The 18,644-nt window shown below is 43.2% G+C and carries 17 protein-coding genes and 1 pseudogene; 16 read left to right on the top strand and 2 right to left on the bottom strand.

Going from position 1 to position 18,644, the window contains the following annotated elements:
- Positions 1-87 precede the first annotated feature (87 nt).
- Entirely contained in the window at positions 88-774 is a 687-nt protein-coding gene (locus MKZ12_RS19950; RefSeq protein ID WP_091018243.1) for a hypothetical protein, read from the top strand.
- Positions 775-870: 96 nt separating this feature from the next.
- Complete coding sequence (locus tag MKZ12_RS19945) at positions 871-1,212, top strand: DUF3139 domain-containing protein (RefSeq protein ID WP_339256287.1); 342 nt, start codon at positions 871-873, stop codon at positions 1,210-1,212.
- Positions 1,213-1,873: 661 nt separating this feature from the next.
- Here the strand turns inward: MKZ12_RS19945 and MKZ12_RS19940 are convergent.
- On the bottom strand, positions 1,874-2,746 hold the full coding sequence (locus MKZ12_RS19940) for an AraC family transcriptional regulator (protein ID WP_339256285.1): 873 nt from the start codon (positions 2,744-2,746) through the stop codon (positions 1,874-1,876).
- 466 nt (positions 2,747-3,212) lie between these two features.
- Here MKZ12_RS19940 and MKZ12_RS19935 point away from each other — a divergent pair, with 466 nt between their 5' ends.
- The 11 genes from MKZ12_RS19935 to MKZ12_RS19885 all read left to right on the top strand — a co-directional run bounded on the left by MKZ12_RS19935 (position 3,213) and on the right by MKZ12_RS19885 (position 15,091).
- Complete coding sequence (locus tag MKZ12_RS19935; protein ID WP_339261470.1) at positions 3,213-4,397, top strand: LLM class flavin-dependent oxidoreductase; 1,185 nt, start codon at positions 3,213-3,215, stop codon at positions 4,395-4,397.
- Between the two features lie 237 nt (positions 4,398-4,634).
- Positions 4,635-5,909: an extracellular solute-binding protein gene (locus MKZ12_RS19930; protein ID WP_339256283.1), complete on the top strand. Its 1,275-nt coding sequence runs from the start codon at positions 4,635-4,637 to the stop codon at positions 5,907-5,909.
- A 3-nt stretch (positions 5,910-5,912) separates the two neighbouring features.
- Positions 5,913-6,785 carry a sugar ABC transporter permease gene (locus tag MKZ12_RS19925; protein ID WP_339235625.1) on the top strand — a complete coding sequence of 291 codons (873 nt, stop codon included), beginning with the start codon at positions 5,913-5,915 and terminating at the stop codon, positions 6,783-6,785.
- Positions 6,786-6,928: 143 nt separating this feature from the next.
- The gene (locus tag MKZ12_RS19920) at positions 6,929-7,744 is read left to right on the top strand and encodes a carbohydrate ABC transporter permease (RefSeq protein ID WP_339256281.1); all 816 of its coding nucleotides are present in this window, start codon (positions 6,929-6,931) and stop codon (positions 7,742-7,744) included.
- Between the two features lie 113 nt (positions 7,745-7,857).
- The gene (locus MKZ12_RS19915) at positions 7,858-9,075 is read left to right on the top strand and encodes an MFS transporter (protein ID WP_339256280.1); all 1,218 of its coding nucleotides are present in this window, start codon (positions 7,858-7,860) and stop codon (positions 9,073-9,075) included.
- A gap of 280 nt (positions 9,076-9,355) precedes the next feature.
- Positions 9,356-10,426, top strand: coding sequence for a cell wall hydrolase (locus tag MKZ12_RS19910; protein ID WP_339256279.1), 1,071 nt, complete (start codon positions 9,356-9,358; stop codon positions 10,424-10,426).
- A gap of 830 nt (positions 10,427-11,256) precedes the next feature.
- A complete protein-coding gene (locus MKZ12_RS19905) occupies positions 11,257-11,604 on the top strand; it encodes a hypothetical protein (protein ID WP_339256278.1) in 348 nt (115 codons plus the stop codon).
- 11 nt (positions 11,605-11,615) lie between these two features.
- Positions 11,616-12,920 carry a hypothetical protein gene (locus tag MKZ12_RS19900; protein ID WP_339261469.1) on the top strand — a complete coding sequence of 435 codons (1,305 nt, stop codon included), beginning with the start codon at positions 11,616-11,618 and terminating at the stop codon, positions 12,918-12,920.
- A 110-nt stretch (positions 12,921-13,030) separates the two neighbouring features.
- Entirely contained in the window at positions 13,031-14,239 is a 1,209-nt protein-coding gene (locus MKZ12_RS19895; protein ID WP_339256276.1) for an S-layer homology domain-containing protein, read from the top strand.
- Positions 14,240-14,250: 11 nt separating this feature from the next.
- A complete protein-coding gene (locus MKZ12_RS19890) occupies positions 14,251-14,454 on the top strand; it encodes a hypothetical protein (protein ID WP_339256274.1) in 204 nt (67 codons plus the stop codon).
- Between the two features lie 307 nt (positions 14,455-14,761).
- Positions 14,762-15,091 (top strand): hypothetical protein, encoded by a 330-nt coding sequence (locus MKZ12_RS19885; protein WP_339256272.1) that lies wholly within the window; start codon positions 14,762-14,764, stop codon positions 15,089-15,091.
- Between the two features lie 214 nt (positions 15,092-15,305).
- Here MKZ12_RS19885 and MKZ12_RS19880 read toward each other — a convergent pair.
- Positions 15,306-15,877, bottom strand: a pseudogene (locus MKZ12_RS19880) (transposase); the annotation flags it as partial.
- A gap of 361 nt (positions 15,878-16,238) precedes the next feature.
- On the opposite strand from MKZ12_RS19880, the gene MKZ12_RS19875 reads away from it, so the two are divergent.
- The 3 genes from MKZ12_RS19875 to MKZ12_RS19865 all read left to right on the top strand — a co-directional run bounded on the left by MKZ12_RS19875 (position 16,239) and on the right by MKZ12_RS19865 (position 18,318).
- A complete protein-coding gene (locus MKZ12_RS19875) occupies positions 16,239-16,601 on the top strand; it encodes a hypothetical protein (protein ID WP_339256271.1) in 363 nt (120 codons plus the stop codon).
- A 90-nt stretch (positions 16,602-16,691) separates the two neighbouring features.
- The gene (locus MKZ12_RS19870; RefSeq protein WP_339256270.1) at positions 16,692-16,997 is read left to right on the top strand and encodes a hypothetical protein; all 306 of its coding nucleotides are present in this window, start codon (positions 16,692-16,694) and stop codon (positions 16,995-16,997) included.
- Positions 16,998-17,106: 109 nt separating this feature from the next.
- Positions 17,107-18,318, top strand: a complete 1,212-nt coding sequence (locus MKZ12_RS19865; RefSeq protein ID WP_339256269.1) for an S-layer homology domain-containing protein — start codon at positions 17,107-17,109, stop codon at positions 18,316-18,318.
- The last annotated feature ends 326 nt before the right edge of the window (positions 18,319-18,644 follow it).

The raw sequence follows: 18,644 nt of genomic DNA, 5'->3' as shown, positions 1-18,644 counted from the left end.
TACTATTTACATATATTTTATATTGTAATATTATTCCTTTATCGACATCGGCCGAAGTTCGAAATATACTCATTTTGGAGATAAATAATGAAAAAAACAAAATTGTTAACTAGTTTCTTGTTGCTAATGATCTTCTCTATTTTTTCTATCGGTATGGCTAGTGCAGAAACTACTACATATGCCGAACAACAAATTACTGATTCTCCCACAGTGAGAGCCTCAGAATTTAATAACACTAATAATGTAATCACAGAACAGAAGGATGACTCCGTAGGAGTATTCGCAATACCGGATGAGTATTATCCAGGAACTTCTACACCAATTCGTGTTGGTGACGTACTAGTAACCAACAGTACTAGTTCAAAAGGTCTGACAGGACATGCTGGCATTGTAACGGATCTTGGAGGAAGTGTTGTCTCAATTGGTGGTTACGACTTGCCACTAGAGAAAATTTCTATTTCTACATGGAAAAGCAGAAACAAGAATACCAAGATTATGCGTTATACAAATTCAAGTGTAGCTAGCAAAGCGGGTGCATGGGCTGCTTCCTACTATACAAATTATAAAAGTGTGGTAAAATATGGTTTGATAAACACAATTGGATCCTACGAAAAGGAAACATATTGCTCTAAAATTGCTTGGGATGCTTATTATTTTGGTGGAGGAGTATCCATTGATGGACATGGACCATTTTGGAGTGGTATTTATGGCCCCTATCATTTTCTGAATGAAAAAGGTTTCTCATTGGCTGGTTCTTGGGGAAGTAACTTCTAAATAGTTCAAATATTTCTTATACTCACAGTTAAGCTCCCTTTGGGGCTTAACTGTGAATTATTTCTAGTTTCAACTCTCATAATAGGAGGACTTTATATGACTAAAAGAATTAAAATCAGTTTACTATCAATTCTAGCGTTAGTTGTAGTTATATCAGTATGGGGATATTTAAGTTTATTTGGTAATCCAATCAAAAAAAATGATGCTGAAGAGAAAGTGAGAGCCTATTTAATTCAACAAAAAGGCTATTCACCTGAGGAGCTTAAAGATATATCCGGCACGTATTCCTTTAAAAGCTCAGAAGCTCCTTATGGTGCTGCCGTAACATTCGCTGACGAGCCTAATGATAAGTATCAATACATCATTTTCAAAGACGGGAATATTGAACAGTTCAGCTATTCAAGTGACAATCCAAAGCATCAAGAGCCTATGAACTAGATAAAATATTTGAAATATAGCAAAATTCACTTTTCTTTGTTACCCATTGAAAGTCACAAAGAAGGGATAAATAGCGAATTATACAAATATAGTACAGATTAAAGTAGCGATTATTTTTTTTATAATGTAATTTATTGTGCTGGCATGTGTATTTTTAAGTGAATTCAGTTTTTAAAAGGGATACCGCTTTATTAGGGAGAGATCCCTTAAATGTTTCTGTAATTAAGGGAGAATCTCAGGAATTTATTTTCTTACTTTAGTTCAGTAAATCGATCTAAACACGTTCAGTAAAATTTTTCCTTTAAATTACTAAGCACCAATTTGTGTTTCGTTATTGTCTCAACTATTATACAGGGTATTTCTGAACGAAAAACGAATCTTCTATAGTTGAGACGCACAGGAACTAATTTAATACATATGAATGAAAATGTGAATCTACCCTCTGTAACTCCTAAACTTGAATTTTGTTTCATTTATGTAGGTTATATTCATTTTTCTTATATACACATATTGTTTAGTGTTGCTAACATATATGTAGGAGCGTTAATTACAATTATATAGTTCAAAAAATAAGGCAAGTCCACGGTCAAATGATCGAAGGAACTTGCCTTTTATTGTTTCTAGCCATATCAATAAACAGATTCCACTTTTCTTTATGGACTTACTCTTTACTGCTCTCCGCTGTACGATAGCGATTGGGTGGCAAACCGACTTGCTTTTTGAACGCTTTGGAGAAGGAGAACAAGTCGGGGTAACCCACGGAATGAGCCACTTCGGTTAAGCTTAGCGGCGTCTGTACGAGCAGACGTTTGGCCTGATTCATCTTCAATTGCTGAATGTATTGCACGGGGGACAGACCATAGGCTTTGCGGAATTGTTTCGCAAAATGAGTCCGATCCACACCCGCATGAGCAGACACACCTTCCACGGAGATGCCGCCTGCAAAATGAATGTCCATGTATTCCTTGCCTTTCTGAAGCCAAGGCGTGGCAGAATCTGGTTGCAACCCTTTGGTTGCAGGGGAACGCGCTATCCGGTCAAAGAGGCTTAGAAACCGGGTGAGTCGTCCCAGATCGCTCGCTCCATCCTGCGGTTTACGAACATCCTCCATGAACGAGCGCATGGCACTTGCAGTCTCCGGTGTTAATACACCTGACCGATACGGTGAGTCGGGTGTAAGTCCGATTCGAGACAACAGTTCGGGTGCATATGCACCGTCAAATGCAATAAATATTTTCTGCAACGTATGCTCCGGGTCTGTCCAGTACTCATGCGTAACATGGGGAAACAGACAGAAGGCATCCCTGGCACGAAGGGAATGACGCTGTCCATCCTGTATGAATGTACCTTCCCCCTCTAGCACAAACAGCAAATAATGATACGGTGTGGTACGCGGGCCAATATGATAGTTGGTTTTGACTATATTACGGCCAATGCGAATCGGCCAGGCGCCACCAGCTTTCTCGAATTCAGATGGAGTGAAGAAAATAATATCCAAAAACTCATGGTGGTCCTCCTTCATGCTCTCGGTCATTAGGAACACCTCTTTAATGTATATAAGTATCGTTTGTAGATCCTAAAAGTTTCACTTATAACCTATTATACAGGTGGGTTTTATACATATTCAAGATCAGCAAGACCTAAATCTGAGAAAAGACCACAAAATGACAAAATGAAATTGCCGCGAAATGACATTGCTCACAGACAAATCAATTGATATGATGTCCATACCTATTAAACCAAGTTAATTAATCGGCATTTGATTCTGAATATGCCTAATAAATCAATTTAAAGAATGACACGACAACGGAGGGGACAGAAAGGACCTGAAGAAGCGAAGCGGGCGCCTTTGTCACCGGATTTCCCGATGAAAGGGGAATAAGAAGAAATCTGGGGACAAGAGTGCTCGAAAGGTTTTCTGTAACCGAAGTGCTTGAGTGAAACATTTTTAGAACAATTTATCATAGAAGGGATTGACTTTTGTGAGCGAACAAGAAGATATGAAGTTTGGATGGTTTTTGCCTACAGCAGGGGATGGTAAGTATGTGGGAGTTGCCCCGGAGCGGGAGCCGAGTCTGGATTATCTGATCGATGTAGCACAGACGGCGGAGAAGGCAGGATTCGAATTCGTACTAATTCCGACAGGGGGAGCCTGTCTGGACGCATGGGTGGTTGGCTCGGCAGTAATGAGTCACACGAAGACATTGCGTCCCCTTGTTGCCATTCGCCCGGGATTGGTTACACCCGTACTCGCTGCACGCATGGGAGCGGCACTGGATCAGCTCTCTGGTGGTCGCGCCATGATCAATGTAGTGACAGGCAGTTCGGTTCGGGATCTGGAGGAACTGGGAGATCCACTCGCACATGCGCATGATGAACGGTATGTTCGCGCGAGTGAGTATATGGAAGTCATGAAGCGTTCATGGACGCAATCAACGGGACTGAATCTGACGGAGTTTGCCGGAAGTGGCACACAATCAGGAGCTGATGCATCCAACGATCCCAATCCTGAATTCAACGGGCAGTATTATAATTTCAAAGGGCCGGTAGGCATGCCTGAGACGGTACAAAATCCGTATCCACCATTCTATCTGGGAGGAAGTTCACCGATTGCCAAGAAGGTGGCCGTTGAGCATGCAGATACGTTCCTCATGTGGGGCGAGCCTCATGACTGGATTCAGGAGCAGATCGAAGAGATTGAGGTCATTCGTCAGCAGGTAAAAGAGGAAACGGGACAAGATCGTCAGCTCCGTTACGGCATGCGTGCTCAGGTCCTCATTCGGGATACCGAAGAAGAAGCATGGGCAGCAGCATGGGAGATTATTAGCAAAGTACCACCAGAAGCGATCGAGAAAGCCAAAGCCGCTTTTGCCGAGACGGATGCAACCAACCAACGCAGACAGAACGAGTTACGGGAACTGTCCGAGAAGCAGCAGTTTGTCGTAGGTCCCAACCTGTGGACAGGCTTGTCCGTTGTGCGTTCCGGCGGTGCAATCCTCATTGTAGGTACAGCCGAACAGGTCGCAGAGCGCTTGATGGAATATGGAGATCTCGGCGTTACGACCTTCATTCTATCCGGCTACCCGCATCTGGAAGAGGCTGAAATCTTCGGACGGACCGTGATGCCGATCATTCGCGAGAAATGGAAAACAAGACAGAAGCAGCATTCATTTACTACTAACTAAGTTACTGTTACTACTAACTAAATAGGTTCAACTAATCTTTTTATACGAAAACGGAGAGGACAGAAATAACGTGAAGAAGCGAAGCGTTCGCCTTTATCCCCGGATTTTTCCTTTTATAAAAGGGAATCAAATAAATCTGGGGATAACAGCGATCGGAAGGTTATTCTGTCATCGGAGTGCGCTCAGTATAAACATTCTTTAGTTAACATATTAATCATCCTCAGGAGGTCGTCTTTCATGAAAAAAAATAAAAAATTGATCCTGCCGCTCGTCAGTATGCTGGTGATGTCCATCCTGTTGTCAGCTTGCGGCGGTGGGGATAACGCGCCCTCTGGAGATAACGGCTCCTCAGGTTCAGGCAAGGTTACGATCAGCTTTATGCACTGGCGCGGAGAGGATTCCGAAGCACTCAACAAGACCATAGACGCATTTGAAAAAGAAAACCCGAACATCAACGTGGAGATGCAGACGCTTCCCTCCGATCAATATCAGTCCACTGTTCAATCCAAAATCAGTGACGGTTCGGTAGGGGATGTATTTGCATCCTTCCCGGGTGCACAATTCGAAGCTTTCACCAAAGCGGGTTTGTTCACGGACCTGAGCGGGTCATCGTTCCTTTCGGCTTACAATCCGAAGCTGATTGAAGCAGGACAGCATGATGGCAAGCAATATGCGATCCCGTATCAACTTGTATATAACGATCCAATCTACAATGTGAAACTGTTTGAAAAATACGGCTTGACGCCACCAACCGATTGGGAAGGCTTCTTGGCCCTTTGCCAGAAGCTGAAAGACAATGGCATCATTCCGATTGCCTTTGCCGGAGCGGACATTGGCCCAGGGCAATTCATGAATACAATGGTGATGAACAACGCACCAAGTGACGACATTTTTACCAAAGTAGAAGCGGGCGAAGCTAAACTCACAGATGAGTTTTGGGTGAAAACGTTGACTCAAATTAAGGAATTGAACGATAAAGGTTACTTCCAACAAGATGCACTGGGTACGAAAGACCCTGCTGCAGGCGCATTGTTCATTCAGGAAAAAGCAGCCATGCTGGCAAGTGGATCATATCAACTCGCTCAGAACAAACAGCAAAACCCGAATCTGGAGCAAAAACTACTCGCACCAATTACGGTAAGTGCAGATCAAGCGAAGTATGAAGGGGTGCATACCACTACATTCATGCTCGCGGTGAATAGCAAATCAAAACATCCGGAAGAAGCGAAGAAGTTCCTTGAATTTTTGAGCAATCCCGATGTAGCAAGTGACTACGCCAACCAGACGGGACAGAATGTAACGGTGAATGATGTGAAGTACGATACGCCTGAGCTTCAGGTAGCCGGAGAATGGGCAAGCAAAAAGACCGTGTTCCAGCCACGGTTCACCATCCTGAACGGAGATAATCAAAAAGCTGTAACCAACTCCATTCAGGCTGTGCTGAGCGGCACTTCTCCAGAAGAAGCAGCACAGCAGGCACAAGCGATCATTAATCAGCATATCGGGAAATAAACGATGAAGAATCGTATTCAGCTATCCCTGTTTTTGATCCCCGGGTTGCTGCTGTACGTGGCACTGTTCGTATTTCCTACATTGACGGGGCTGTTCTACTCCTTTACGGATTGGGACGGGGTATCCCCGTCGTATGCATTTGTAGGGCTGGATAATTACAAGGACAGTCTCAGCAGCATCGTATTCCGCAAAGCCTTTGGTAATAACGTAGAGTTCATGTTAACGGTAGTTATAGCACAAACCTTTATCTCACTTGTCCTGGCCCTGCTCCTGGTACGCAATACCAAGACACGCATTGTGCTTCGGGCATTATATTTCCTGCCTGCGATTCTGTCCTCCGTATCGGTCGGATTGATCTGGGCGTTCATGTATGATCCATCCATTGGATTGATCAACTATGGACTGAATGAAGCGGGCATGAGCAGCATCGCCCGTAACTGGATTGGAGATCCCAAGATCGCCATCTATTCCATCGCTGCGGTCCAAGTCTGGGCACATGCCGGACAGATGATGATCGTATTCATCGCGGGTCTGCAAGGCATCCCGGCAGAATTATATGAGGCGGCTCGTATGGACGGCGGCAGCAAATGGCAGGTATTCCGTACCGTGACCTGGCCGCTGCTGGCACCTTCGGCAACGATTGTGGTGGCCTATACGACCATTCAGTCGTTCAAGGCATTTGACCTCATTTTCACCATGACGGACGGAGGCCCTAATTACGCAACTGAAATTTTGACCACATATATCTATCATACCGCCTTTGGCAGCTATTCATTTGGTCTGGCTTCTGCCGGTTCGATGATCTTCCTGGTGTTGCTCGCGCTCTTGACGCTGTTGCAGTTCAAGGCACTTCGTGCCGACCGGGTAAGCTATTGAAGATTGGACGCGTGTTCGTGAGTATGTGAGCCGTGACTGAATGAGATGTAGAAGTATTTGTCGTAACCGTTCCATCCGAACGGCGAACCTGAACGGCACCGAAGTTGACCTAATAGACTTAAAAAAGAAGGGAGGGAGTTTATATGGTTTTAAAATGGTTCAATCGACTGATCCTGTTGGTGTACGCACTGCTGATTCTTGTTCCGCTGTATTTTGTATTTGTATCTTCGTTCAAAACAAGCAGCAACTTCTTCACCAGTCCATTCAGCTGGCCTGACCCGTTCACGTGGGATAACGTCATTGGCATGTTCCGCAATCAGCCGATGTGGCAATATTTCGGAAACAGTCTGGTCGTAACGTTGGGTACTGTTGCGATTGAGCTGCTGCTCAGCAGTATGATTGCTTATGCCATTGTCCGTTGGGGCGGCAGCGTAGGCAAAATCGTATTTGCGCTGTTCGTGGCAGGCCTAATTGTTCCTTCCCAGGTGAGCATGCTGCCAATCTATTCCCTCACGCGTACACTCGGGTGGTCGGACAGTCTGACGGGCCTGATTGTCGTATCCGCCGCGATGCTCATGCCTGTCTCTGTATTTATGCTGACAGGTTTCATGCGCATGCTCAATTCGGAGATTCTGGAAGCGGGCAGTATGGATGGAGCAAACGAGTGGAGGCTCTATACCCGGATTGCACTGCCACTTGCCGCACCTTCGCTGGCGGCAACAGCGACGTTCCTGCTCGTCATGGTATGGAATGACTTGCTTATTCCGATGCTCATGCTCAGCAGTAAGTCCAAGCTGACTTTACCACTCGCACTGATGCAATTCCGTGGGGAGTATGTAACCAACTATCCGATGATGCTCACGGGTGTACTTGTCACTGCTATTCCGATGATTGTGCTGTTCCTGTTACTCCAGCGTTACTTCGTTGCAGGTCTGACAGCGGGTTCACTCAAGGGGTGAGGTATCGTAGAAATCGGAAGGAAAAGCTTATTTTGCATTGATTTCTGGAGCATTCTGCATAATAATGATTTAGTGTCAGAGTGACTACATAGAGATCAAGGGAGCTATAAGTGATGAGCAAACTGGAAGTATTGCGGAATCCCAAGCAGCGCAAGCTGCTGTTCAGTGCCGGTATGAGCTGGCTGTTTGATGCGATGGAAGTGGGTATGATCTCCTTTATCGTGGCTGCACTCGCCAAGGAATGGAGTCTCAGTCCCGGACAAGTCGGGGTGCTTACGAGTATTAACTCGATCGGTATGGCACTCGGTGCTTTGCTTGCAGGTGCACTTGCGGACCGTTTTGGACGGAAGGCCATTCTAATGTGGACCTTGTTAATCTTCACGATTGCAAGCGGTCTATCTGCATTGGCGACTGGATTTGCCGTATTGTGTGCACTACGTCTGGTTGCGGGTATTGGACTTGGCGGAGAGTTGCCTGTGGCATCCACACTGGTATCGGAGTCGATGCCTACAGCGGAACGTGGACGTGCCGTTGTATTGTTGGAAAGTTTCTGGGCTGGGGGCTGGATTGTATCGGCGCTCATTGCCAACTTTGTCATCCCGGAGTACGGATGGAGAATTGCCTTTGCCATCGGTGCACTTCCGGCGTTCTATGCACTGTATCTGCGTCGTGCCATTCAGGACCCGCCGCGGTATAAGAATCATGCCAAGCTTCGTAAAATCACGTTCCGCGAGAAAGTGGCTGCCGTCTGGTCAGCACCACATCGCCGTACAACGTTGATGCTCTGGATTTTGTGGTTTACCGTCATTTTCTCTTATTATGGCATGTTCCTATGGCTGCCTTCGGTTGTAATGGCGAAAGGATTTACGTTGGTTAAAAGCTTCCAGTACGTGCTGATCATGACGATCGCACAGTTACCAGGTTACTTCACCGCAGCGTACTTCATTGAACGCTACGGTCGCAAGTTCGTACTTGTTGTCTATCTTACGTTGACTGCGTGCAGTGCGATTGCGTTCGGACTGGCAACAACGGAAGCAACGATCCTGGCCGCAGGGATCTGCCTCTCGTTCTTCAACCTGGGAGCCTGGGGTGGTCTGTACGCCTACAGCCCGGAATTGTATCCAACTTCTGTTCGTTCGACAGGTGTGGGTCTTGCCACATCGGTAGGCCGGATCGGTGGCGTACTTGCTCCACTGATGGTCGGTATGTTGGTTCAGCGTGAAGTGGCAATCAGCCTGATTTTCACCATTTTCTTCGTGACAATCCTCATTGGCGCAGCGGCTGTGCTGTTCTGGGGCCGGGAAACGAAGGGACAAGAACTCGCCGAGTAATTGTCATTATATTCAAGCGCAACTTTTGTACGGGTCTGCCTGCCTACGGAAACGGGGGCTAGACAAGCGGTACAAGGTTGATACAAGAAGAGGTGTGACCCTGATACGACCATGGGCTCATGCCTTTTTTTGTTGTGTCCAAGACTCATTTTTACATGCTCCATCGGTCCGATAGACGGCACTTTTTCTATATCCTATAATGACACTCGGGATGTAGAGCCGTGAGGATTCAGGGGAAAGAAGTAGGATCTGGATTCAGAAAATGGAGGGTAACGAAAAGATGCAGACCAAGCGAGAAATGGATCAGATGCATGAATTCAATGAAAACAATACGATGGGTGAAGCGACTCGTGCGAACAGCATAAATGGAAGCCACATCAACGTGATTGACATGGTGCGAGTACATGGAAATAACGACATACATGTAGCGTACCGCGATAATAACAGTAATGGACGTAGTGAGATAAACGGAATGTATGGTGTGTATGTTGTGGATGAAAGTAAACCTACGAAAGAGATGGAGGTCACTAATATTATGAATAACATGACGTTTACGAAAAATTTGGAGTACACGGGCAGTGAGGATGCACGGATTAGAGTCGGTAGCACAAATGAGGGGGCTGATGTGCAGTTGAGTGCTGACTTGATAGAGCCTATCACCGTTAGCCGAAAAGTAACCCATCGGAGAGGGAGAAAGGCGGGCAAAAGAGCAGGACGAGTGGGTATGCTTCTCGGAACTTGTGCGATGGCTGTCGGGTTGACCGTAGCAGCGCCTTCTGCGGGAGCACAGAAGCTGGAACAGGGCGTTCGCAGTGAACATGTGCTGCAATTGCAGGAACAATTAAGTGACCTGGGGTATTTTGACGCGGGAATGACCGGTTATTATGGTTCGATTACCAAAAGCGCTGTCCGCGAGTTCCAGCAGGCGCAAGGACTGAGTGCGGATGGAGTTGCAGGTCCCGCAACGCTGAACAGACTGAATAAAAAGGCCAAAGCGGAGGGCGAGACGCTACGCCAGTTGGCGAAGCTGATCCATGGTGAAGCGCGCGGGGAGTCTTTTGAAGGACAGGTTGCTGTAGGAGCGGTTGTCTTAAACAGGGTGCATTCGGATGCATTTCCGTCGTCGATCTCCAAGGTCATTTTCCAGAAAGGTCAGTTCACGGCGGTTGACGATGGACAGTTTAATACCAAGCCGACGGCGACCTCTTATAAGGCAGCACGCAAAGCATTAAATGGCGTTGATCCAACGAATGGAGCACTCTATTATTACAATCCGAAGATTGCGACTTCGGTGTGGAGTAAGAGCAGGCCGACGCTGCTGACCATTGGGCAGCATGATTTTACGAGATGAGTTTAAGTTGGTAGGATATTAGATGGGTAGACAGTAATTGGATACCATAGTATAACCCCGGTGGGTGCTGCGAAGTGCAGGATTCATCGGGGTTAATTTAAGTTCGTATGATTTACAAGACTATAACTAGAGTTTCACACTGAATTGAAAGTTAATGATGGTCCTAATAAGTCTAGATCTATTGTTGTAGCCAAATCCCATGCTTGATTCGAAGGATTCATCAATCATACCTTATACCTACCTCTTTTGATAGTTTAGTGGTAAAATATTCTTACTATTTCCAAATATGATTATTTTCTTTGAACCTATTAGACTAGATGAAATGGCCCATATAGTGAAAGAGGAACGCATAATAGAATGAAGAATGATTATTTAAATGAAGAAATTTTTATTAATTGTATTAGCAGGATTATCTACTGTAGGTATGATTGGATCAGGAACAAGGATTTCAAGAGTTCAGATGATAATCAATTTAAAGTCATCAAGTTGAGTGATTTCAAGGCATACGAAAAGTCGAATTACGTTTTCAATAACATCAAACTCAAATGTCGAGCTAGATGAGTATGAGGTGTTATTGATTTTACAGGTGGATCTAAAATAGTAAACAAATTGCATGAAAAAGTATGGGTACATTAATTTGCCCAACATGAATACAAAAAAATTCTTCAAAGAAAACAATAAGGGAGTACGACTATGGGTTGCTAACTATATTGATCTAGATAACCCGAATTCTCAATTTGATATGACGGTGGCTCGATTGCTGTGATCAGAAAGAAATGAGGTTTTATATATATGGTGGTTGCTCATTAAATTGAAAGCGAGGGAAGATTATGTACCGAATGGTGATGATCATCTTGGTTGCTATGCTGCTATTAATATTAGGGGGGTGTGCAGGTGTGAATGAGAAAAAAATAAAGGATCAAGAAATCATAAATCGGTCAGAAGCAATAGCAATTGAATATTTGAAAAATAACTATAAATTAGATGTAACGATAACAAAAAAAAAAATTCTACCTAAAATGGCGATGAGTCGTGTCACTATCTATGGATATGTAACAGGACATGAAGATCAAACTTTTAGTGTGTATATAAACTATGAAACAAATAAACAAGAATCTTTCGGATATAGTAAACAACTAAAGAAGGCCCTTAATGAAAAAGGATATAATATACAATAATATAGGATGTGATGAACATAGAACGCTTATCTAGTGAAATAATTACTGATCAAAATTACAAGGTAATGTCGCAATATTCATATGATGAAGTAGAAGTCGGACAAGAATTCACAGATATTCCTGGCTGGGAAGTGCTAGATCAGAAACATAATGTATCCGGTATGGATGCTGTTACATTCTACAATCCAGAGACAAAGCAAGCGGTAATTGCATTTCGAGGAACAGAAGGGGACGCAATTCCGGCAAGATCTGTTCCAGATTTTAGAACGGATGCTCTACATATTGGTTTCCCCGAAATCGGTGCAACCATAGAACGTGCAATAGATTGGAAACCGAAGTTCTGGAAAGATTTCTCACGTGGGGTTGAAGATGGGTTAGGCATTACAAAATTAAATGATTGGGTTGGCGATGTCAAAAAGACGGTAGATAAAAATGTGGGTAGCTTTAATCAACTTTATGAGGCAGAAAGCTATGTCAAGAGCATGACAGACCAACATAAAGACCTACAATTTTCCCTAACGGGTCATTCTTTGGGAGGTGCTAATGCACAGTATGCAGCGGTTTACACTGGATTAAATGCCGTTACTTTTAGCGCTCCCACAGTCGTAGCATCGCTTACTCCTGAGATGAGAAGGAAAGCAGAGGAGGGAGGATTTGATGGACAAGTGACTAACTTTATACATCCTGGAGATGGCATTGCAAGTGGTTTTTTTGGAGGTTATGAGCGGCATGTGGGGGCCACGTTTCTTATTGATTCTAATTATGCAGATGGAAATGAAAACTATGGCATTAACGTTTGGGCCAAGGTAGTGGATACGTTTTTTGAGGATGGTCCTAAATACCACGATATGAAGCACTATAGCTTCGATCAAGATGGATATATTGATAATCCTCTTTATGATGAAGTTACTGGAGAACGAGTAAATTTCTCTCCGCGAAAGCCTTCGGAGCATAATATACTTGATCACGCGCGCGAAGCATGGGACACATTGACCAAAGGATTCAAATCGGTGGCCAACGTGGCTGGCGGATACTCCGCAGGGACCATAGAGCTAACTCCTGAGGAGTTGAAAGAGACTGCGGACAAATGGAGACGACAAGCTCAGGATATGAGTCGTACCTTTGAACGGATTCAACGGAACTTTTTCGAGTATACCGAGAGCAGCCATAGTCAGCGACTTGTACCCATCGTGTGGGATCTTCAAATGAGTATTAAGCAGCTGGATGAATGGCACCTGGAGCATACGTCGGAACTGGTGGACTACATTAATCAAAAGGCAGAAGATTTTATACAAGCAGATTCCGGAGCACAGTGAACATTTACATAGTAGTAAACCATGTAAAAAAAACAAAGGCATCCCAAAGAAAATGCAGAAACTAGAAAGACCTAACCAAACTAAATCTAACTAATCGGAGAGTGGAACAGTTGAAAAAAATAATGTTACCCATAATGAGCGCTGTAGTATTCGTATCGACATTGATTTCTTCCCAGGCTTCTGCCGCAACAACAACCTTCAAAGATGTACAAGCTAATCACTGGGCAAAATCTGCTATTGAATCTGCGGTTTCCAAGGGATACTTCAAAGGATACGGCAATGGCCTATTTAAGCCTAATGCATCGGTAACAAGAGCCGAGTTCGCATCACTCATTTCCCGTGTAGCAAAAGATATGCCACTTCCAGAAGATGCAAAAACAAATTCATTCAAGGATCTGAATGGACACTGGAGCAAAGCTGAGGTAGATCGTGCTATCAGTTTGGGTTTCATCAATACCAAAGACTATCCGAATGGATTTAAGCCCAGTACTCCGATTACTCGCGAGGAAATGGCTAAATGGTTGAGTTCCGGATTGGTTGCTTCCAGTGCTGCGTATAAAACAGCATTTGCTGAAACAAAAGGAACGTTACTTCCAGTCAAAGAGTCATTTAAACCAGGAGTCGCGCAAGACAAAATTCCTTATCTCGCTCTTGCAATGGGGACCAACCTAATGAACGGCTTTCCGGACGGATCGTTTGGAATGGATAAGACGACTACTCGCGCTGAATCTTCTGCCATTTTATTAAGACTCGAAAATGTCCTTAAAAAAGAAGCAACAAGCTTTGATGATTTGAATGAATTACGTATGGTAGGTACGGAAAAATCCAACATTGAGTTAGTTTCTAGTTTAACAACGGGAAACACATCCATTGCGGATATCTCAGGTAAGAGAAAAACGTTCAGGAACGGATCTGGCAGCCTTGTGTTTAATCGTTTAATTGGGGTGAATATTAGCGATTGGAACAAGAAAAAAAGTATCTATGCACCTTTATTCGTAAATGACTTAGATAAATCTTTTTACAAAAACAGAAACGTGTTCCCTGTGTTTTCGGAGCTAACCATCTATCCAAAAGCTAAAGAGTTTAGCATCTCACATTATTCAAATGGTGTAATCGACATGACTGGTGGTTCGCGTATTGATAATGGTTTAGACGCTAAATTTGGTTATCAAACTCTACCGAATTTAGAGAGTGCAAAATTTTTCGCGAAATATAAAAATGGTATTAAGTTGTGGGTGGTCAACTACATCAGTCTTGATAATCCGAATAATCAATTCAATATGGATGATGGATCGTTTGCAGTCATTAAAAAGAAATGAGTGAAAAACGTATGAGAAAGATTCCGGCTATTATTTCATATCTACTAGCCTTAGTAATAATGCTTGGTATATTCCCGATGCTGGCTGATGCTAATTTCAGTAATGGCTATCCAGATAAAGACATCGAAGTTACGCCATCGGGACTAGCAAAAGGAAAGCAGACGATTAAAGTTAAAGTTACAGGAACAGCATCGCCACGTCCGAAAACGGTCTAGTTAAAGACACTGGTAGCATTTCCAAGAATACTGCTAACTTAAGGATTTGGGCAGAAAAAAATGATTGGGTGAGACAAGATACTGCTGGTGGTGTCGAGCAATGGGGAGTAAAGAACGGCGATGGAACGTTTAGTTGGAGGCTGAAGTTAAAACCCGAAGCTAGTACAAGGGAAGGACTGGGTACAGGGAGTAATCAACCTCGTTTTGATGCTAGACTAAACGATAAGGGAACATACGTTAATCCGTTTACAGGTGAAAAGGGCGGTAGAAGTGTTGGAACTCATATTTCATTAGGGGAGTGAAGTCTATGAATAGGGAAAGATTATTGGAAATATTAACAGATCCAACAGCATCAGATGCAGAAAAAGATGACGCAGTAATTGAATTAGGAGAGAACTTCCAAGATGCTGAGACTGTGGATATATTAATTAAAGTTTCAAATGAAAGTAACTGTGATGACATGATCAAGGCAAGTTGTGGAGAGTCTATTGGTCAAATTTGGCTTTCAACACAACAGATAAGTTATGATAAATTATCTCATCTACATGGTATTGCTTTGACAGAGGTGCTCTCCTTAATCAAAGCACAATGCCCTGAGTGGTACGAAACATATTTGAAGATGTTCCCTCAATCATAAAGGTATGATATAGCCCGAAGATTTTTTCTTGAGGGCTTTCTTTTTGTGGGACTATGTAGTACTAGCTAAATTCAACATTCAACCAACCAATAGCACATATAACCCATGTTACCCTTAAAATAATTTCTTTAATTTGTTGTTTACAAGTTAAAGGCAGCGTCAAGGAATTTTGTGTAAATGAAATGGCCTTTCTTATGTAGATCCTCAAGGTAGTCAGAGCAGCTTTACCTGCTTCTTCATCCTCAGCGCGGTACACTTGAAATCTCCCAGATCTCTGCTAGATCCGTGACACGAACTAAATGAACGCAACAGGTTTGATACTTCGCCTGAGGTTACACCTCCTTGATTGCATTTACGATCCTGATCAATCCGTCGGAGATAAACAGAAGGATTTGCTGCATGCCACGCTTTTTGACTTCCTCAAGCAGCTCTTTCCAGATATAAGCGGATTCGGTCGGTACAATCGCGTACGTAAGCACCTCTTTGGAGCCATCCTTACGAATGCCTACGGAAATATAGACCGCTTCCTTGGCTACCGTTGCACGCTTCACAGGGATGTACGTAGCATCAATATAAACGCAGACATAGCGCTTCTCTTGGGTCATACTAAGCTGCAAGTCGCCATACTCGGTATGAAGCGTGCGGGTTTACGAACCGTTATGAGAGTTGCCAGAATTTACACCAGCACGGTCGTATATTTCGTAATCCAAAAAGGCTTGCGAAATATTTCTGTAATATCTTGTTTGTGACTAAAGCTTGAACTAAATCTGTTGTAAAATGATTCATAGGGAAGACCTCTCTTTGAATTGTTGTGTGCTAGCCCAATTCTAATAGAAAGGTCTCCTTTTTCTATTTACACAATACACAATATATTCTACGCTCTCTGTTATTGATTTTACAGGTGGATCTAAATAGTAAACAAATTGCATGAAAGTATGGATATATCAATCTGCCTAGCATGAACAGAAAGCAATTCTTCTAAGAAAATAATAAGGGAGTAAGACTACGGGTTACTAATTAAATTGGTCTCAATAACCCGAATTCCCAATTTGATAAGGATGGATGGTGGCTCGATTGCTGTGATCAGACATAAATGAGGTTTTATATATATAGTGGTTGCTCAGTGAATCGAAAGTGAGGGAAGATTATGTACCGAATGGTGATGATCATCTTGGTTGCTATGTTGTTACTAATATTAGGGGGCTGTGCAGGTGTGAATGAGAAAAAAATAAAGGATCAAGAAATTATAAATCGGTCGGAAGCAATAGCAATTGAATATTTGAAGGATACCTATAACTTGGAGGTAACTATTACGGATAAAGAGATAATATCTAAAATGGCCATGAGTTGGGTGACTGTGTACGGCCACGTAAAAGAGCACAAAGAGCAAACGTTTAGTGTGTCTATTAATTATGAGACCAATAAGCAAGAATCATTTATTTATAGCCAGCAACTAAAGAGTGCATTGCAAGAAGAAGGATATATTTTAAATAGAAATGCAACACAGTAGAGGGAGAGTTACACATGGAAGCTATTGTAAGACAAGACATTAGGATCTAAATTATAGAAATGGGACACATTGACCAAAGGATTCAAATCGGTGGCCAACGTGGTTGGCGGATACTCCGCAGGGACCGTAGAGCTAACTCCTGAGGAATTGCAAGAGACTGCGGACAAATGGAGACGACAAGCTGAGGATATGAGTCGTACCTTTGAACGGATTCAACGGAACTTTTTCGAGTATACCGAGAGCAGCCATAGTCAGCGACTTGTACCCATCGTGTGGGATCTTCAAATGAGTATTAAGCAGCTGGATGAATGGCACCTGGAGCATACGTCGGAACTGGTGGACTACATTAATCAAAAGGCAGAAGATTTTATACAAGCAGATTCCGGAGCACAGTGAACATTTACATAGTAGTAAACCATGTAAAAAAACAAAGGCATCCCAAAGAAAATGCAGAAACTAGAAAGACCTAACCAAACTAAATCTAACTAATTGGAGAGTGGAACAGTTGAAAAAAATAATGTTACCCATAATGAGCGCTGTAGTATTCGTATCGACATTGATTTCTTCCCAGGCTTCTGCTGCAACAACAACCTTCAAAGATGTACAAGCTAATCACTGGGCAAAGTCTGCTATTGAATCTGCGGTTTCCAAGGGATACTTCAAAGGATACGGTAATGGATTGTTCAAGCCCAATTCTTCGGTAACAAGAGCAGAATTTGCATCCCTAATTTCACGAGTAGCCAAAGACATGACACTTCCGGAAGATGCCCAGAAGGATTCATTCAAGGATCTGAATGGACACTGGAGTGAAGCTGAGGTGGATCGGGCCGTTACTTTGGGGTTCATTAATACCAAAGACTATCCAAACGGATTTAAAGCAAATACTCCGATTACTCGCGAGGAAATGGCTAGATGGTTGAGTTCCGGATTGGTTGCTTCCAGTGATGAGTATAAAACAGCATTTGCTGAAACAAAAGGGACGCTGCTTCCAGTAAAAGAGTCCTTTAAACCAGGAATCGCGCAAGACAAAATCCCTTACCTAGCTCTTGCAATGGGAACCAACCTGATGAACGGATTTCCGGACGGATCGTTTGGGATGGACAAGACGACTACTCGCGCTGAATCTTCTGCCATTTTGCTAAGACTCGAAAATGTGCTGAAAAAAGAAGCTGTGACATTTGATGATCTAAATGAATTAAGAATGATGGGTACGAAAAAAACGAATCTTGAATTGGTATCTAGCCTGACTACAGGGAAAACTTCTATCGCTGATATCTCAGGGAAACGGAAAACGTTCCGTAACGGATCTGGTAGTCTGGTGTTCCATCGTTTAATTGGTATCAACACGTCAGAGCCTAAGAAGAAAGGCAGCATCTATACATCGTTGTTCATGACTGAATTCGGAATGAACAAATATAAGAATAGCGGCGTACTTCCTGTATTCAAAGAGATCACGATTTATCCAAAGAAACAGGGTTTTGACATTGGAGATTATAAGAATGGTGCTATTGATATGACTGGTGGGATGACTATCACAAATGAATTGAACCAAAAATATGGATACGAAGTAATTCCTAATTTAGAGCCTGCAAAGTTTTTTGCAAAGAATAAAAATGGTGTGAAGGTGTGGGTTGTGGAAAATCTTAAAATCAAAGACTTTTACGGACAATTTAACATGGACGACGGTTCATATGCAGTTATTTCAAATAGCAACTAGGCAGGGATTATAAAATGAAAAAGAAATGGACTGTTCTATCATTACTCGTAATATTCCTAATTTACTCCTTCGGAGTTATGTCTATTAAAACCTATGCTAACTTTAAGAACGGCTATCCTGAAAAAGACATAGAAGTAAAACCAAGCGGATTAGCGAGAGGTAAGCAAACGATCAAAGTCAAAGTTACGGGAAAAGCTAATCCTAGGGCCCAAGACTATATGGACTCAAGGCGATTTTAAAGTATGGCAAGCAACAAGTGAAAAATACGGTAGGGTAGAAACGAATACTTACTCTTCTAAATTAGATGCTCTTCCCTTGAAGCTTCC

The sequence above is a fragment of the Paenibacillus sp. FSL R5-0713 genome (assembly GCF_037973325.1).
In the GTDB taxonomy this organism is placed as follows: Bacteria; Bacillota; Bacilli; order Paenibacillales; family Paenibacillaceae; genus Paenibacillus.
Note: the sequence above shows the minus strand (reverse complement) of the source record. Positions and strands in the feature narration are given on the sequence as shown.

Bases quoted from the DNA above. Each gene is read 5' to 3' on its own strand.
- MKZ12_RS19950 (WP_091018243.1), top strand. From the start codon at position 88: ATGAAAAAAACAAAATTGTTAACTAGTTTCTTGTTGCTAATGATCTTC.
- MKZ12_RS19945 (WP_339256287.1), top strand. From the start codon at position 871: ATGACTAAAAGAATTAAAATCAGTTTACTATCAATTCTAGCGTTAGTT.
- MKZ12_RS19940 (WP_339256285.1), bottom strand. From the start codon at position 2,746: ATGACCGAGAGCATGAAGGAGGACCACCATGAGTTTTTGGATATTATT.
- MKZ12_RS19935 (WP_339261470.1), top strand. From the start codon at position 3,213: ATGAAGTTTGGATGGTTTTTGCCTACAGCAGGGGATGGTAAGTATGTG.
- MKZ12_RS19930 (WP_339256283.1), top strand. From the start codon at position 4,635: ATGAAAAAAAATAAAAAATTGATCCTGCCGCTCGTCAGTATGCTGGTG.
- MKZ12_RS19925 (WP_339235625.1), top strand. From the start codon at position 5,913: ATGAAGAATCGTATTCAGCTATCCCTGTTTTTGATCCCCGGGTTGCTG.
- MKZ12_RS19920 (WP_339256281.1), top strand. From the start codon at position 6,929: ATGGTTTTAAAATGGTTCAATCGACTGATCCTGTTGGTGTACGCACTG.
- MKZ12_RS19915 (WP_339256280.1), top strand. From the start codon at position 7,858: ATGAGCAAACTGGAAGTATTGCGGAATCCCAAGCAGCGCAAGCTGCTG.
- MKZ12_RS19910 (WP_339256279.1), top strand. From the start codon at position 9,356: ATGCAGACCAAGCGAGAAATGGATCAGATGCATGAATTCAATGAAAAC.
- MKZ12_RS19905 (WP_339256278.1), top strand. From the start codon at position 11,257: ATGTACCGAATGGTGATGATCATCTTGGTTGCTATGCTGCTATTAATA.
- MKZ12_RS19900 (WP_339261469.1), top strand. From the start codon at position 11,616: ATGAACATAGAACGCTTATCTAGTGAAATAATTACTGATCAAAATTAC.
- MKZ12_RS19890 (WP_339256274.1), top strand. From the start codon at position 14,251: ATGAGAAAGATTCCGGCTATTATTTCATATCTACTAGCCTTAGTAATA.
- MKZ12_RS19885 (WP_339256272.1), top strand. From the start codon at position 14,762: ATGAATAGGGAAAGATTATTGGAAATATTAACAGATCCAACAGCATCA.
- MKZ12_RS19875 (WP_339256271.1), top strand. From the start codon at position 16,239: ATGTACCGAATGGTGATGATCATCTTGGTTGCTATGTTGTTACTAATA.